Genomic DNA, 15,535 nt, shown 5'->3' with positions numbered 1-15,535 from the left:
CGCCTCCGGTAGAGGCGCGCCGGCTTGCCGATGGTGCCCGAGCTGAGCTGGCCGGTGTCGTCGAGGTCGTCGCGGACCCGGCGGCGGAAGGTGTCCTTCTGCAGCGCGCGGCCGCCGATCGCTTCGTGTAGCCGCTGCAGCTCCAGCAGCGTGAACTCCGCTCCGGCCAGCCCTCGCGGGTCCGGGGCGCGGCCGTAGAGGGTTCGCGCCCACTCCACGGCCCGTTCGACGATGTGGTCGTGGTCGAACGCCAGGTGGGTGTGCCCGCCGGGTAGGACCGGACGCGCGGGAGCCCCCTCGATCGGGGCGAGCAGGACATCGGCGTCGCCGAGCCGATCGAGGGGGACCAGGTCGACGTGCGCGACGCTGAGCACCCGCCCCCGGTCGTCCCTCGCGGGATCGTCGAAGACGTGGAGCTGCTCGGGCTGCTGTCCGGTTACTCCGACCTTCGTGCGTAGAGCACGTCGCGCGGCTTCCTCCAAAGTCTCGTCGATGCGCACGAACGTGCCCGGGAGGGAGTACCGGCCGGGCGCGTAGTCGGCGGTGCGCTCGTGCACGAGGACGGAGAGCGTCCCGTCCCGCACGGTCAGCAGCGCGACGTCGACCGCGACCGAGGGGTGCGGGTAGTCCTCGAGTGTCCGTCCGGATTCGCTTCGCCACGCCATGCTCGACAAGTTAGCGCATGTGTGCTCTTATTGGTTAGCGCACGAACGCGCTAACTGTTCAGGGGGAGTACATGGAGTTTCATGTTGGTGGTCCGGAGGTCCGGGGCGGCCTGACCGTCTTCCCGGTGTTCAACGGGGAGGCGGTGACCGCCCGCGGGTACGACCTGGTCGGGTCGTCGATCACGGTGGAGGAGCGGGCGGGCGCACCGGTGGTGGGCGAGCTCGTCGTGACCAACCGCGGCGCGCGCCCGGCGTTGGTGTTGGAGGGGGAGCTGTTGGAGGGCGGATGGCAGCACCGGGTCGCCGCGGCGACCGTTCTCGTCGCCCCGGGCGCGTCCGCGGTGATCGAGGTCCGTTGCGTCGAGCAGGGGCGGTGGAGCGGGGGCGGGCAGCATGTCCGCGGTGGCGCACGGGCCCCGGTGGCGATCCGCGCGGCCGGTGGCCAGCAGCAGGTGTGGGACCGGGTGGCCCGCTACGGCGCGAGCCCGACGCAGTCGCTGCTCGACACGACCCGCGATCGGGTCGACGCGGTGGACGACCTGGTCGGGGGCCTGCGGCCGTGCGCGTTCCAGAGCGGTGTGCTGGTCGGGGTGGCCGGGCAGCCGTTGCTGTTGGAGGTGTTCGACTCGCCCCGCACCCTCGCCGCGGTGGGGGAAGGGCTGCTGCGCGGGGTCGCGGTCGACGCGGTGGGCGCGCCGCCGGTGGAGACGCCGGGCCGGCGGGCGCGGCGGTTCGTGCGGCACCTCCCTGACACCTCGCTGGACCCGGTGGACGGCGGCTGCGGGATCGGGTTCCGCGGCGAGTCGTCATACACGCGGGTGACGGCACTGCACTGGCGCGGTCGCGCGGTGGCGACGGTCGCGGTCAACCTGCGGCACCCGCTGGTGTCGGCATGACCCGCCCGGACCGCGCCGTCGGCGTGCTGCTCGGCGCCGCCGCCGGTGACGCGCTGGGCGTCCCCTACGAGTACGGCTCTCGGCCGCTGCCGCCGGTCGGCGAGTCACCGCGGATGCTCGGCGGCGGGCTCGGCGGCTACGCGCCCGGGCAGTGGAGCGACGACACGGAGATGGCGTGCGTGATCACCCGCATCGCCGCGGACGGCGCCGATCTGCGCGACGACGCCGTGCTCGACCGGGTCGCCGACGGCTTCCTGGGCTGGTACGCCGACGGGCCCGCGGACATCGGGAACCAGACGCGCGCCGTGCTGTCGGGTGGTCGGCCGGGCCCGGGATCGGCCGAGCGGCTGCGGCAGCGGGCAGTCGCGGTGCACGCCCGCACCGGTCGTAGCGCGGGCAACGGGTCCCTGATGCGCACCGGGCCCGTCGCGCTGGCCCACCTCGGCGACGCGCCGGCGATCGCCGGCGCCGCCCGCGCCGTCAGCGCGCTGACCCACCATGATCGCCACGCCGGCGATGCGTGCGTGCTGTGGTGTCTGGCGATCGATCACACCGTCCGAACCGGTGAGCTCGACGTTCGGGTCGGGCTGGAGTTCGTCGGGCCGGAGTGGGCGCAGCTGCTCGACGACGCCGAGCAGGCGACACCTGGCCGGTTCGCCAGCGACAACGGGTGGGTCGTCGCCGCGCTGCAGGGGGCGTGGGCGGCCGTACACGGCGCGCGCAGCCTGGAGGACGGGCTTGTCGCGGCCGTGCGCGGTGGGGGAGACACCGACACCGTCGCGGCGATCGCGGGTGCCTTGCTCGGTGCGCGTTTCGGCGGCAGCGCCGTACCGGTGCGGTGGCGGCGGGTCCTGCACGGCTGGCCCGGCCTTCGGGCGCCGGACCTGACCAGGCTCGCGGTGCTCACCGCGCAGCACGGGGAGCCCGACGGCGAGGGATGGCCCGCCGCGCCGACGATCCCGTCCTACGCCGGCGCGTCGAGCACCACCGTCGCGCATCCCGACGACCCGGGGGTGCTGCTCGGGGCCGTCGGTGCGCTCCGTGCCGGTGTGGCGGACGCGGTGGTCAGCCTCTGCCGGCTCGGGGCGGGCCAGGCGCCGCTGGACGGAGTGCGGCCCGAGGACCACGTCGAGGTGTGGCTGGTCGACCGCGACGACGCGAACCTGGACCTGCCGCGCGTGCTCACCGACGCCGCCACCGCGGTGCGCGACCTGCGCGCCGAGGGGCGCACGGTGCTGCTGCACTGCGTGCACGCCGAGACCCGCACCCCGACGGTAGCCGCCGCCTACGGCGCGATGATCACGGGCACGACGCGGGCGGCGGCGCTGCAGCGGGTACTGGCCGTGCTGCCGTCGGCGCGCCCGCGTCGGTCGATCGTCGAGGGGCTACTCGCCGGGGAGGCCGAGTGACCTCAGCGTGTCCGCGAGGCACGACCAGGCGGGCGTGTCGCGTTCGGCGGGCGTCGTCTCGTACGCGAGCCGCAGGAGCCGGTCGCGCAGCCGCAGCTCGGCGTCGTCGAGGCGGTGCCGGTAGCGCTCGTCGAGGAAGAACGACAGGCCCTGGTCGGAGTGCGCGAGCAGGCAGTCGAGGAAGATCTCCAGCCGCCGGGCCTGGTCGGGGATCGCGTCACCGCCGACCCCGACGAGATCGAGTTCCCCACCCCACATGCGCTCCCGCAGTGGGCTCGACGACAGCAGCACCGCGGTACCGAGCCGGGACTCCCGACGGTCCGGCGGGAGCACCTCGCGGACGTCGTGCATCAGCTCGTGGAAGTGGTCGTCGGCCAGACCGAAGCCGACGAACAGCAGGTGCCGGGTCAGCAGCATGGCCTTGGCGAGCGCGGAGAGCGCCTCGCGGCCCCGACCGTAGGAGAGGTAGTCCTCGCGGGTCAGCACGATGGTCTCGGGCCGGCGCACCGTGCCGTGCAGCTTGAGCAGCCAGCGCCCGCCGGAACCGGCCGCCTCCTCGGGCAGCACGGCGGTCCGCCTGCCCATGTCCGATGCGGCGAGCTCGTAGAGCTCGTCGTAGTTGAGGGTGACGGCCTCGCGGGTGGGCAGGCCGGCCAGCAGCGCGGGCGCGAGCCCGTAGTGATCGGCGCCGGTCCGCTCGGCCACCGCCCGGGCGAAGCCCGCCCGGTCGGGGTACAGGTGGCGTAGGACGTGGGCCTGGTCCAGCACGTCGAGGTGCCCGAAGTCGCGCCGCTCGGCGTCGGGGAGCCTGCCCTCGGCGAGGTCCGCGACGAGGTCGGTCCACAATGGCAGGCCCGCTGTCGCCGAGACCCCCGCGCCGATGAACGGGACCAGTCGCCCGGCACGGGCGTGCCCGGCGAGCGTGCGGGCGCGGGCGACGAGCGCGTCGTCGAGCTCGCACCACGACCGAGCGTCGGCCCGGCGCAGCGCGTGGGCCTGCGCGAGGTCGGACGGTTGGCGCAGCACGAGCGCGACGTCGACGTGCTCGTCCTCCGCGATCGCGCCGGCGACGTCGAGGACGGTGCGGATCAACTCGCCGCGGAGCTGATCGCCACCCCCGCCCGCCGACCCGAACAGCGGCAGCGCGACCAGGGGCAGGCCACGGTGGGCGGTGGCTCGGCGGAGGGGTACCCGCGACCTCCCGGCCTCGGCCGCGGCACGCAGCGCCTCCTGCAACGGCGCGACGATCTGACCGGACTCCCGGACCCCGTCGTAGGGAACGGCGACGAGCACCGGCTGCGGTGTCGTCTCCGACCAGCCGGGCAGTACGAGAGCGTGCGCCGTGCCGTCCCGGAGACCGCGGGCGTGGTCGCCGAGCGTGTCGACCACCTGACGGAGTGCGGGAACGCGGTCGAACCACGCATCACGGATGCTCAGCGTCTGGTCGGTCGGCAGCAGCCACGCGTCCGCAGCGAGACGCGTGACGTCGCCGGGAGCAACGAAGACATGGGCCACCGCGGCGAGACTAGGGCTGGCGGCTTCATCGCCGCGTCGGCGGGGTCAGGACGTCGAAAGCGGCAGGTGCGGACCGATGCGTCTCGAGCGTGGTGATCCGTTCGCGCAGGCTTCGCAGTCCTGTCGCGGGACGGCTCGTCGGCGCGGCGGATGCGATGGCGGTCTCGACCGACTCCACCCGCCAGTCCCCGGGGTCGGGCAACGAGGACAGCGCCGCCGCGGCCACGGCCATGCCGCCCCGCATCGCGCCCTCGATCTGCTCCGCCCTCCCGGTCAGGGATGCGAGCCGGCTGCTGCCCCACCCGATCTCGCCCCCGTCCTCGGTGGGCACCAGCTGCACGAGCACCGTCCCGTCCATGGCGCCGCTCATCCCAGCGGCGCCTTCGTCGCGACGGCGACGGCGTCAGCGATCGCGGCGTTGCCCTGCGCGTCGGGGTGGTAGGCGTCGAGCCCGACCTGGGCGTAGTCGCCGAAGACGAAGCGGTTGGTCCACGGCGCAGCGGAGCAGGCGTCGTGCGGTGCGCCCAGCAGCGCGGCCGGCACGAACCGGGAGTTGGTGCGCAGGGCGGCGCGCGCGACGGCCACGGACAGCTGCACCTGCGTGCGGCGCAAGAACGTCAGCTCGTCGCCCGTCAGTGGCATGTGCGGGCACGCGGACCCCAACAGCGGGACGACGTCGAGATAGTCGGTGAGCACGATCTGCGCGGCGGGCGCCTTGCTTCGGGCCGTCCCCACCAGGCGCACCAGCTCCGTCTCGACCCCCACGAGCGCCGCGGTGGTGGCACCGGTGTCGGCGGCCTGGCAGAAGACGAACCGGACGAAGCCGGGCAGGTGCGGCGCGGCGGCCACGGTCGCCGGGTCGTGGCTGCAGGAGAACCGCACCATGTCGAGGAACAGCCCGACGTCGTTGCCGCCCGCGGTGATCGTCACCAGCCGGGTGTCCGGGGTGACGGCGTCGACCTGCGGGGGCACCGTGGTGCCGCCCAGCGTCTGCTGCGGCGTGTCCACCATGTTGCCGATCGTGGCCGCGGAGCACGTCACGTCGGTCAGCTGCAACCGTAGCCGCCGGGCCAGCAAGGCCGGGTAGTCCTGGGTCGAGGGCAGGCAGGCCGGGTCGGCCAGCGGGCCGACGCCCGAGCCGGACGCGTACGAGTCGCCCAGCGCGACGTAGCGGTCGCCGGGCCCGAGCGGTGCCGGCGCCGCCGCGGTGGCCGGGGTCGCGGTCGCCACCGCGAGTGCGGTGGCGGCGAGGAGGGGCATGACGTACTTGATCATCGGAGGTCTCCTTCGGCGGGTTGGGCGAGCTGATCGACGCGGGCGATGCGACCGGCGTGCAGGCGGACGACGTGAACGGCGGGCACGTCGAGCCCGGCCTCGACGACGTCGTCGCCGGTGGCCCGGTACCCGACGGGCCCGACCCCGGCAGCGAGCCAAGGGGCGAGGACCTCCTCGAGCACCGCACCGGACCCCACGACGGCGTCCGGGCCGTCCACGGTCCGGGCCCAGACGACCTGCGGATCCAACGCCGCCAGGACCGCCGGCACGTCACCACGGGCAAGGGCGTCGAAGAACGCGCGGACGACGGCGAGAGGCGGGAGGTCAGAACCGGTCACGGGAACGAGGTTCGCGGGCCGCCGCGTACGGCCGACAGGGCAACGGCTACGTACCTACCGCCGCCCACCACGTAGCGAGCTCGGCGCGGCGGGCCGTCCCGGTCTTGTGGAGCAGCCGCTCGATGTGCTTGTCGACCGTGCGCGGTGAGATGAACAGGCGCTCGCCGATCTCGGCGCTGCTCAGCCGCCGGGCGAGGAGCGCGAGCACGGCGGTCTCGCGGCAGGTGATGCCGCGCTCTGCGAGCCGCGGCGGCACGTCGGCGTGGCCGTACTCGCGCCGCGGAAGGGGCACGCCCGCACCGCGCAACAGCGACCGGCACGCGAGCTCCATCCGCTCGTGCCCGGTGCCGGCGCGGGATGGTGCCCGGGGTGACCAGGCGGTGGCCGCGCAGCCTCGTCGGTAGCCGACGGAGGGTGGCGAAGACGGCCCGATCCGCCCAGTCCAGGTGTGGTCTCGGGTTGGTACGGCGGAGCATGGCGACCTCATGCCGCAGCGCGAGGACCTCGACGTCCTTGGTGGAGGAGGTGCGGCGCATCAGCAGGAGCAGTCCGAGCGGCTGCTGGAAGATCAGATACAGCAGCCGCAAAGTCACGGCGACGATCGTGCCCGGCCATTGGAAGGCGCCGATCACCGCTGGTCAGCAGCGTATGCAGCGTTCTGACACCCCACAGGCCAGCCGGGCGGCCAGTCGCTCGTCCACGGCGTCCACGCCACCTCCCGGCTGCTCGCCCCGCAACCCACATGAGGGCAGGTCCGCCGACCGCGCGGCGGTCGGCGGGTCTTGACGTCACGCCTTGCGGCCTAGAGCCGCGTTGATCAGGTCGGCGAGTCCGAAGGTGCCGTCGGCCTGGGTGAAGGCGTCGAGCGGCGCGAAGTCGGGCGCGTAGACGATCGACGTGCGATCGCCGAGCAGCAGCGAAGCGAACGTTCCGGCGACGATGCGTCCGCCGACAGGACCGAGCCGGATCGGGGTCGCGTTGTCGGGCTTCGCGATGGCCTGCCACGACGTCTGCCAAGCCTCGGCCAGCACGTAGGTCCATAGTGGCGCGTGCCCGGCGAAGTTGATGGAGATCTCCGTGATGGATGGTCCTTGCTCGGCGGGATCGTCGGTCGCCTTTCCGATCTTGATGTCGGCGTCGTCGAGCGGCTGTTCGCCGAGCGCGCGGGCGACCTGCTGCCCGGTCGGCAGCTCGAAGGTGAGGCCGCGCAGCAGGTTGCGTTCGGCGAGCGAGGACGGGTTGCTGGCGATCACAGCAGGCAGAAGGCCGAGCGGGTTCACCAGCGACGTGTCGATCTTGTAGGAGTTCTGTGGCCTGCGCGGGATCGGGTCGTTCGCCTCGGGCGGATCGTCGGGGGCGCCGTCGCCGATGTCGAGGAAGAACTGCCAGTCGATCGCCCAGTCCGACGGGATCGGGCGCATGCCGCCGAGGTCGCCTGCTGGGTCGGTGGAGGTGGAGAAGATCTGGCGGCGCGACAGCGACTCGTTGAGCCGGTAGATGGGACGGATCATCGAGTGCCCGAAGCGGTAGGCGGCCACCGAGAACTCGACGGGCATCAGAGGAAGGCCGTCGTTGCAGGGCAGGCCGGGCACGGGCGGGTTCTCGGCCACGGTCGTCCCGGCGGCGAGGTGCGGGAAGACGTCCTTCACGGTGGCCGCGTTGACCAGCGTCGGGAGGAAGTCATTGACCACGACCCACTGGTAGTGCCAGCGCACCAGGTTGCGAATGGTCGCGAAGTCGGCGTCGGGCATCGTTCCGACGACGGCGTTGTGGAAGCGCAGCATCGTGGCTTGCAACTGGGCGACGATGCGGTTCTCGTCGTTGCGGGGGTCGCCGATGAGGGCGCGTCCGTTGGGGCCGCGCGGCACGTCGACGGCGTGCGGGTCGCGGTCGTTGCCCGCCATGGGGTTGCCCAGCTGCATCCGCACCCCGTTGTAGAGGTAGGGCTGGTCGTCGGGGCCGCGGCCGTAGAGACAGTCGAGGTCGAACCGCGGTGTCCGGAAGCCCACCAGGTCCTGCAGCTGTTGCGGGTTGAGCCGCTCGCGCAGCGACGAGGTCGGGTCGAGGGTCAGGTCATGGTCGATGAACTGGCCGAAGTAGGTGTAGGCGGCCGGGACCCCGCTGTTCTCCTCGGCGTCGGGAGGATCGGACGTCTCGGGTGTCGGTGGCACGTCGGGGCTTGCGGTCATTGCCAGGGCGAGCGCGCGCAGGTCGTCTTCGTTGTACGGCTGGTTCGGCTGGGCGTCGAAGAGCCTGGTGAACCGCCCCTCCATCGCCTTGTCGAGCGGGATGCCACGCAACCTGTCCCACCAGGTCCCGTGTCGTAGCTCGTTCGTCGACATGCTGCCTCCTCGGACTCCAACACTCGCGCCGAGAAAAGGAGGCTGGCAGCCGGAGGCTTGATACCGCTATTCAGCGACACCTGCGGATGTATCACGGCGGGCATGTCCCGACTCCTCACAACAGGGCTGCGGCTCACCGCGGGGTTCCCGCTCGCGCGTTGGAGGTGGCTGGGTGATCACACCGGTGCCTGCCCAGGCGGTTGTCCGTCGCGACGTCTACGCGAACGGCGGCACCTTCGCCGATCCGAACCTGCTCTGGTACGCCCGCGGAGTGGCGGCAATGCAGGAGCGACCGCTCCAGAATCCGACGAGCTGGCGCTTCTATGCTGCGATACACGGATTCGACCAGAGTCTGTGGAAGGCCGCGAAGTTCTGGAGCGCTACGGAACCGCCGCCCGATCCGACCGACCGCGCGACGTTCTGGGAGCAGTGCCAGCACGGCACGTGGTACTTCCTGCCGTGGCATCGCGGCTACCTGTTGGCGTTCGAAGCTGTGGTCCGCGACGCGATCGTGTCCGTGGGCGGCCCGGCGAGCTGGGCGCTGCCGTACTGGAACTACTTCGCGACCGGCCACAACGCGCTGCCACCCGCGTTCACCGAGCACCCCGCGGACTGGCCGGGGCCTGGACCCAACCCCCTGTTCATCCGGCGCCGGTTCGGCCCGAATGGCAACGGCGTCGGCGTCTCGGTGCGCGCTTTCGACATCAATCGTCGCGCGATGGCCGACGATGAGTTCGTCGGCGCGGGCACCGGCGCGGCACCGGGCTTCGGCGGACCCGACCTCACCGACTTCGAACACGGTTCGTCGTCGCACGGCGCGCTCGAGCTGAACCCGCACGACCAGGTGCACGTCGACGTGGGCGGGCACAACGCCCAGGGTGTGCGGGGGCTGATGGGCAAACCGGAGACCGCGGGCCTCGACCCGATCTTCTGGCTGCACCACGCGAACATCGACCGGATGTGGGAGGCGTGGCTGCGGAACACGTCGCAAGGCACCCCGCCGCACCTCAACCCAGACGACGCGAGCTGGCTCGGCGGTCCCACCGGGCCACGGGTGTTCGCGATGCCCCTGCCCGGCGACCCGGCCGGATCCGCTGTGACCTGGACCTACACCCCGGCGACGATGCAGGACCTGACCGAGCTGAACTATAGCTACGACGACCTCAAACAAGGCACAGCGCCGCCGATCACAGCGCCGCCGACCGCCCTGGCGGTCCGCAGGCTGCGACCGGGTGCGGTCGACGCGGAAGGAGCAGGCGTGGCCGAAGACCAGAACGTCGAGATGGTCGGCGCCAACGACGGGCCCGTCGCCGTGGCACGTTCGGCTGCGCGCACGGTCGTCCGGCTCGACGCAGCGATGCGCGACACGGTCACGGCGAGCCTGGCAGAAGTCCCGGGTGGGGTTCCGGACCGGGTCTTCCTCAACCTCGAGAACATCCGGGGCGATTCCGACGGCGTCACCTTGCGGGTCTATGTCGATCTGCCCGAGGGAGCCGATCCCGCCGACCATCCCGAGCTGCTCGCGGGCAGCATCGGCCTGTTCGGCGTGAGCGCCGCGAGCCGCAGGGACGGCGAGCACGGCGGCGACGGGCTCACGTCGGTCCTGGAGATCACCACGATCGTGGACGCATTGCACGTGGAAGCCGCCGTGCCGGAGAGCCTGACGGTCGACATCGTGCCGCGACAACCCTTGCCACCGGGCATGGAGTTGACCATCGGACGGGTCAGCGTCTTCCGCCAAGGTCGCTGACCGTGCCCTCGAGGACCCGGGAACAGGCCCTGGTCCGCGGGCCCCTGCTGACGATCGCGGCGACGGCCTGGCTGTTGAACGCCATCGACACCGTGAGCAATGGTGGATCGGCGGCCCACGGGGCATCGGGGGGCGGCCGCCCGATGGGGCTCGCCTCGACGGCGGCGGGCTGGTTGCTGATGCTGGCGGCGATGGCCCCGCTGCTGACGGAGCCGGTGCGCCATCTTCGCGTCCGGAGCCTCGCCCGCAGGCGCGCGCGGGTGATCACCCTGTTCGTCGTCGGCTATCTCGGCGTGTGGTTGGTCGCCTGCGGCGCACTCACCGACGTGGCCGGGTTGATCGCGCGCACGGGCCCGGCGCCCGCGGCCACGGCGCTGGCGGTGGCGCTGGCGTGGGGGTCCACACCTGCCCGCGGACGGTGTCTGAACCGCGCCCATGCTCATCCGGCCCTGCCGGCGTTCGGATTGGCGGGTGATCTCGCCGCGCTGCGTTTCGGCCTGGCCCACGGGGTGTGGTGCGTGGGCACCTGCTGGGCGCTGATGCTGCTTCCCCTGGTCGTCATCCCTGCCGCCGCGCCGGCTGTCATGGCCGGGGTGGCCCTCTGGCTCGTGGTCGAGCGGCTGGCGGGCCCAGAACCGCCTGCGTGGGGTCTGCGGGTGCCCGCCGCGGTGCAGGTGTGCGCGGCCCGTTGGGCCGGCTGGTGGAGCGGCGTGGGCCGCCGCCCCACCTTCCGTATCGGTCGGGGCGCGAGTCACCCGGCTCCGAGGCCTGACGCGGCGTAGCGCGATCTGATCTCGCCCGCCAGGTCCGCGTCGGCCACCTGCTGGACGAACGCGAACACGTCCGCACGCCCCTCCGCTGTGGATGGGAAGCCCGTCACGGAGAAGCGGTCCGCGCGGAACAACCCGTCGTTGAGCAGGCCGCACAGGATCGGACGCTGGAAGAATGTCCAGAATTCGGCCGCGATCCGCAGCCGGACGCACGCTTCGGCGAACGCACCCAGCAGGAACCACATGACCGGGCTGTCCATGTTGTGCCGCGGCTCCGACGGACGGAGGGGATCGTCGGGCAGGCCGTCGTTGCCGAAGCGCTCGTAGCCGTCGAGCAGCGTGAGCAGCGGCACCGGAATGCCGTAATGCGCCTCGACGGTCTGCTGTTGCCGCTGCGCGAGTGCCGTGAACGCTGCGCGGGCGGTGTCCGTCGAGATCGCGTCGACCCAGGCCTGCTCGTGGGTGGCGTCGATGGCGTAGTCCAGCCACAGCAGGTTCGCGCCCTGCACGGTGTTGATCTTGTCGACGGTATCGGGGGTCGCGTGCCACGCCGCCCAGTCGTCGAGATCCCGGAAGTAGGCGACGTGGTCGGCCGGGTCCGGCCGGAACGCCCCCGTGGTGAGCGAGACCGTGGTGGTGGCGTCCACCGAGGGCGCGTCCGGGCAGCCGTCGTCGATCCAGGACTCGATGAAGTCGATGTCGATGTCGGAGGCGGGCGGCAGGTTCTTGGGCATGCGGAAGATCGTGGCGCCGGGGACGCCCTGGTCCTTGCCGAACGGTGACTGGCCGCGCAGCGCCTTGACCAGGTTCGACCCCGCTCCGTCCCCGATGGCCAGCAGTGGCTTGGCCAGCACGACCTTCGCCACGAACTGGTCACGGGTCAGGCCGCGCCAAAACGCACCATGTGTGTGGGCGGGCGCCGATCCGAGCGCGTTGTCGAGGATCTGGATGACCCGGGCGAACCTGCTCCCGCCCGGTGGCGGTCCGATCGGGTTCCCGTTGGCGTCGACCACCCGGAACGCGGGCCCGTGGCCTGCCGTGAACAGCGCCTCGGCCTGGGTGGCGAGGTCGGGCATCGCGCCGAACATGGCGTCGGACAGATCGCCCTTGCCGTCCCAGACGTCCTGCAGCGCGGACAACAGCCGGCTGTAGGCCAGGTCGAACGCCTTCCCCGCGGGGAGATCGGCCGGAGCGGGTGTGACGTCGCGGACCACCGGCATCTGGATAGCGTTGCCCGTGTAGGAGAACGGCTTGGTCGGCGTCAGCTCCGCGCCGTGTGCGATCTGGGCGAACTTGTAGAAGTGCGCGAGCTCCGGCGGGTTGTCCGCGTTGTCGAAGGGGGCGGTCGCCGTCCCCTCGCCCTGGTGGGTGATGAGCTCGATCGCTGTCCGCGCCTCGTCGATGGTGGTGATCGTGAGCTTCTGCGCACCGGTGATCGGAACGGCGGTGAGGTCGACCTGCCCTGCGGTGGAGAACGTCGGCTTGAGGGCCGCCAGCGTGTCGAACACGTCGGCGTAGAACTGGCCGATCAGATGGGCGCCCGTCGGGGTGAAGAGGTCGTCGTCGACAAGGTGCGCCATCGGCTCCTCGATGACCATGAACGTCTTCAGCAGGACATCCTTCGACAGCGAGGCGAGATCGACGACCAGGCCCTCGTGGATGTGTGTGGGCAGCTGCGTGGGATAGGCGGACGGGGCGGCGTGCACGAAGTCCGGCTTGCCGCGGACGGCGGTCAGGAGGTTGGCCGCGATGGCCAGGTGCAGCATCTCCTCGACCGCGATCCCGCGGATCGTGTCCGCGCAGGACGACGGGTCCTGCGCCTGATCGATCGACCACGCCGCGTAGAGGTACGGCGGGATCGTGCTCATCTCCAGCTCCACCGCCGCGCGCAGACTCTCCTGCACCCAGGCGAGGTCGCGCTTTTCGGTGGGCACGCTCATCAACCTGACGATCGCCTTCACAGCGAGCCGTCCCGCGTCCGGTCGGAATGTTCGCGCATCGTTGTCACTCCCCACTCTCGACCCGACAGGACCCAGGCGGCCCTCATTGCAGGAGTGGTCCGGACAGCCACCTGATACAGCCGTCACCGATCCGGGGAAGCGCAGACCACCAGCCGACTTCGCCCGCCTGGGAGGTCCCAGTCGGGCTGTCCGGCCGATGGTTGCCGTGCGCGCGACGGTTCACTGATCACACACGGTTGTTCGCCTGGTCGCACCTGGTCTGGTGCCAGGGGTCAAGCCCAACCAGTACGACCTGCCGGCCTGCGGCGAGGGGTGCGGAGCATGATGGAACCGCTGCCGCGGCCGAGGCGGCGTGACAGCCCCGCCACGGCCAGTCCGGCCCGTATCGCGCCGCCGGACCGGACGCGTGCCGTGGAACGTCGCAGAGGCGCGGTGATCGACACGATCAGGAGCATGAGCATGCCCACCCGGTCGGGGAGCGGTCGGAACTGGCCGGAAGACCCATGTGGTAGCCGGTCTGGCAGTAGCCCGCACGCCGGCGGGTGTCTACTGTGGTCGGTCATGAGACGGCGGACCACGTCCTCAGCGAGCACGGGCACGGTGCCTCACCGCTCGGCCTGGCCCTGCGGGCCGCGTAGGACCTGGCTCTCGGCGCCGGGCTGCTCGTCGTGCTGCGCCGCCCCTGCTATGCCGCGGCCGGGTACGGCACAGTGATCCGCCAATCCCCGGCGGCAGGCACCGAGGTGCCTATGGGTGCCCGGGTGTCGGTATGGGTCAGCCCGCCCCCAGACCCACCGCATACCGACGGCGACGACAGCGGAGGTGGGGGAGGTGGGGGCGGCTCGCGGGTGCCGACCCCGCCTGGCCCGAAGGGTCCCATCCGGAACGAAATAGGCCCGCCCAGTCCGGACTGGCCGCAGATCACGAGGCCACAAGAGGGCTACCGGCGCAGGGTTGTGGAGTTTCGCCAGCGCGGTGACCGCCTCCGCCGACGGGAGCTCGGGCCTGGTCGCGATCATCCGCGAGTTCGGCGCAGTTCAGCCGGGGGCCGCCTTCGCCGCGGTGGCCGAGGAGTTCGGGGGGTAGGGCTCACCCTGATCGGCGACAGGCCGCAGTGTGCTGATGTCGGTCTTCCGGCTCGGGCGCTCCTTCAACGACCTGATCTTCCGCTGGCGTAGAGGAGGCCTGGGCGCGCCACGCTGGCGTCGATACCGGCTTCTGCCTAACCCCTCGTCTCGCACACCTGGTGTGCCGGGACATTCTGACAGGGAGCAGCTGGCCTCGTCGAGCTCGTATCGGCCGCTCCGGACGATGTCGACCTCGCCCCGGGGAGGGGTGAAGGGGAGGGTACCGGCGAATGCCGGGCCCGGGTTCTCCACCGTGGTGATGGTGTCGGGCGGCACGACGAATGCCGGCAGATGCTGGAGTGCGACTTGGGAGCCGAAGGTGTAGGCGAGTCTGAACTGGGAGCAGGGGCCGGTGATCCGGTCGACGAAGTCATCGCCGGTGGCCTCGGTCCCACCTGGCATGTCGGTCTCTACGCTGGAGATCACGGTGAAGCCGTCCGGATCCGCGGGGGGTGCCGGTGGCCAGGTGCAGGAGGCGAAGTCGGTCCGGGACTCGGTGGGCTGGGTCCGAGCCACGGCGGTGCTCAGTTGGTGCGCCGACTCGCAAGCCCGGATCTGGGTGGCCGGATCCGGCGCCGAGCCACCGGTCAACGTCAGGACGGCGACCAGCAACGAAATGACGGCTGCAGGCCCCTCCGACGACGGTCCAGAAAGCGACTGATCGGTCTTCCAGAATACCTTTGTCGTCTCACCGTGGCGCTTCAGTCACGACACCACCACCTCGCGTCGATCGCCCCACACGACAGGCTCGAGCCTGCGCATCGAGCCATTCCGGAGGACCAGTACGTGGCGCAGCGCAACACATACGTTCCTCGGAGTCCAAGGCCGGACGAGCCACGGGTTGTCAGACACCGAGTCTGACACCGGTCCCTCGGCACAGGTATCGACACGGACTCCGACGTTCGCGTCGACACTGTTCGCGTCGAAGACGCCGTCCATGGGGTGCGCGTGTCCGTGCCGCCTGCCGCACACGTTGAGCCGCATCCTGGTCGGCGCACCGCGCAGATTGGCGCGCGTTAGTGTCAGGAACCTCACGCTCAGTACGTGGGTGCTGAAACGCTGGGCGACCGCTTTGCCGTGATCGTGATCGTCAGCGCTCCGCCGAGAACCAGGCGCCGGTGTCGCGCTGGCGGACCTCGACGGCGTCGGGCGTCTGGACATCATCATCGTCACCATCGCCAACCCGCCTGGTGGTCAACTGCGCGATCTACCAGATCGGCCCCGATCGGCGGGGTATTACAGCTGGTGGTGGCGATGGTCGACGCGTCGGTCGGCGGCACCGTCGGGCCACGGGGGTTGACGGCAACTCGGTAATTGGTAGCTTACGGTTCGTCATGACGAACGCAACCGCGATGCTGATCGCGCTGGGCGACCCGACCCGGCAGTCGATCATCGACGTGCTGTCCCGGGGGCCGCTGGCCGTCGGGCAGCTCGCCGACGTGCTGCCGGTCAGTCGACCGGCCGTCTCGCAGCACCTGAAGGTGCTC

14 protein-coding genes and 1 pseudogene are annotated in these 15,535 nt (G+C 71.6%); 7 read left to right on the top strand and 8 right to left on the bottom strand.

Going from position 1 to position 15,535, the window contains the following annotated elements; genetic code table 11:
• On the bottom strand, positions 1-665 hold a 665-nt coding region (locus tag JWR81_RS33300; protein ID WP_297661894.1), incomplete at its 3' end, for an NUDIX domain-containing protein.
• A 71-nt stretch (positions 666-736) separates the two neighbouring features.
• Between JWR81_RS33300 and JWR81_RS33295 the strand changes: the two genes are divergently transcribed.
• Together JWR81_RS33295 and JWR81_RS33290 are read left to right on the top strand one after the other, a co-directional pair.
• Entirely contained in the window at positions 737-1,561 is an 825-nt protein-coding gene (locus JWR81_RS33295) for a DUF6569 family protein (RefSeq protein ID WP_297661893.1), read from the top strand.
• Positions 1,558-2,970: an ADP-ribosylglycohydrolase family protein gene (locus tag JWR81_RS33290; RefSeq protein ID WP_297661892.1), complete on the top strand. Its 1,413-nt coding sequence runs from the start codon at positions 1,558-1,560 to the stop codon at positions 2,968-2,970. Before JWR81_RS33295 ends, JWR81_RS33290 begins: the two co-directional genes overlap by 4 nt.
• Here JWR81_RS33290 and JWR81_RS33285 read toward each other — a convergent pair.
• From JWR81_RS33285 to JWR81_RS33265, 5 genes are read right to left on the bottom strand one after another with little or no spacing between them, the layout of a single operon-like run.
• Complete coding sequence (locus JWR81_RS33285; RefSeq protein WP_297661891.1) at positions 2,947-4,485, bottom strand: SIR2 family protein; 1,539 nt, start codon at positions 4,483-4,485, stop codon at positions 2,947-2,949. The genes JWR81_RS33290 and JWR81_RS33285 overlap by 24 nt on opposite strands.
• A 25-nt stretch (positions 4,486-4,510) precedes the next feature.
• The gene (locus JWR81_RS33280) at positions 4,511-4,855 is read right to left on the bottom strand and encodes a hypothetical protein (RefSeq protein ID WP_297661890.1); all 345 of its coding nucleotides are present in this window, start codon (positions 4,853-4,855) and stop codon (positions 4,511-4,513) included.
• Entirely contained in the window at positions 4,852-5,760 is a 909-nt protein-coding gene (locus tag JWR81_RS33275) for an SGNH/GDSL hydrolase family protein (RefSeq protein ID WP_297661888.1), read from the bottom strand. The genes JWR81_RS33280 and JWR81_RS33275 overlap by 4 nt, the downstream gene beginning before the upstream one ends.
• Entirely contained in the window at positions 5,757-6,098 is a 342-nt protein-coding gene (locus JWR81_RS33270; protein ID WP_297661886.1) for a hypothetical protein, read from the bottom strand. Before JWR81_RS33270 ends, JWR81_RS33275 begins: the two co-directional genes overlap by 4 nt.
• 46 nt (positions 6,099-6,144) lie before the next feature.
• Entirely contained in the window at positions 6,145-6,390 is a 246-nt protein-coding gene (locus JWR81_RS33265) for a response regulator transcription factor (RefSeq protein ID WP_297661885.1), read from the bottom strand.
• Between the two features lie 193 nt (positions 6,391-6,583).
• On the opposite strand from JWR81_RS33265, the gene JWR81_RS33260 reads away from it, so the two are divergent.
• Entirely contained in the window at positions 6,584-6,760 is a 177-nt protein-coding gene (locus JWR81_RS33260) for a hypothetical protein (protein ID WP_297661882.1), read from the top strand.
• A gap of 126 nt (positions 6,761-6,886) precedes the next feature.
• Here JWR81_RS33260 and JWR81_RS33255 read toward each other — a convergent pair whose 3' ends face one another.
• Entirely contained in the window at positions 6,887-8,440 is a 1,554-nt protein-coding gene (locus JWR81_RS33255) for a heme peroxidase family protein (protein WP_297661880.1), read from the bottom strand.
• A 172-nt stretch (positions 8,441-8,612) separates the two neighbouring features.
• Here JWR81_RS33255 and JWR81_RS33250 point away from each other — a divergent pair, with 172 nt between their 5' ends.
• Together JWR81_RS33250 and JWR81_RS33245 are read left to right on the top strand one after the other, a co-directional pair.
• Complete coding sequence (locus tag JWR81_RS33250; RefSeq protein ID WP_297661878.1) at positions 8,613-10,190, top strand: tyrosinase family protein; 1,578 nt, start codon at positions 8,613-8,615, stop codon at positions 10,188-10,190.
• Between the two features lie 2 nt (positions 10,191-10,192).
• Positions 10,193-10,972: a DUF2182 domain-containing protein gene (locus JWR81_RS33245; RefSeq protein ID WP_297661876.1), complete on the top strand. Its 780-nt coding sequence runs from the start codon at positions 10,193-10,195 to the stop codon at positions 10,970-10,972.
• On the opposite strand, the gene JWR81_RS33240 is transcribed toward JWR81_RS33245, so the two are convergent.
• Entirely contained in the window at positions 10,942-12,900 is a 1,959-nt protein-coding gene (locus JWR81_RS33240) for a ferritin-like protein (protein ID WP_297661874.1), read from the bottom strand. The genes JWR81_RS33245 and JWR81_RS33240 overlap by 31 nt on opposite strands.
• 689 nt (positions 12,901-13,589) lie before the next feature.
• Here JWR81_RS33240 and JWR81_RS34640 point away from each other — a divergent pair.
• A pseudogene (locus JWR81_RS34640) lies at positions 13,590-13,688 on the top strand (PASTA domain-containing protein); the annotation flags it as partial.
• Between the two features lie 1,694 nt (positions 13,689-15,382).
• Positions 15,383-15,535, top strand: a 153-nt coding sequence (locus JWR81_RS33235) for a helix-turn-helix transcriptional regulator (RefSeq protein ID WP_297661895.1), incomplete at its 3' end; no start/stop codon positions are given.

It is taken from the genome of Pseudonocardia sp. (assembly GCF_025965585.1).
Classification (GTDB): domain Bacteria; phylum Actinomycetota; class Actinomycetes; order Mycobacteriales; family Pseudonocardiaceae; genus Pseudonocardia.
The sequence above is the reverse complement of the archived record's forward strand: the minus strand, read 5'-3'. Positions and strand labels throughout refer to the sequence as shown.

Bases quoted from the DNA above. Each gene is read 5' to 3' on its own strand.
- JWR81_RS33275 (WP_297661888.1), bottom strand. From the start codon at position 5,760: ATGATCAAGTACGTCATGCCCCTCCTCGCCGCCACCGCACTCGCGGTG.
- JWR81_RS33280 (WP_297661890.1), bottom strand. From the start codon at position 4,855: ATGAGCGGCGCCATGGACGGGACGGTGCTCGTGCAGCTGGTGCCCACC.
- JWR81_RS33260 (WP_297661882.1), top strand. From the start codon at position 6,584: ATGCCGCAGCGCGAGGACCTCGACGTCCTTGGTGGAGGAGGTGCGGCG.
- JWR81_RS33240 (WP_297661874.1), bottom strand. From the start codon at position 12,900: ATGAGCGTGCCCACCGAAAAGCGCGACCTCGCCTGGGTGCAGGAGAGT.
- JWR81_RS33290 (WP_297661892.1), top strand. From the start codon at position 1,558: ATGACCCGCCCGGACCGCGCCGTCGGCGTGCTGCTCGGCGCCGCCGCC.
- JWR81_RS33255 (WP_297661880.1), bottom strand. From the start codon at position 8,440: ATGTCGACGAACGAGCTACGACACGGGACCTGGTGGGACAGGTTGCGT.
- JWR81_RS33295 (WP_297661893.1), top strand. From the start codon at position 737: ATGGAGTTTCATGTTGGTGGTCCGGAGGTCCGGGGCGGCCTGACCGTC.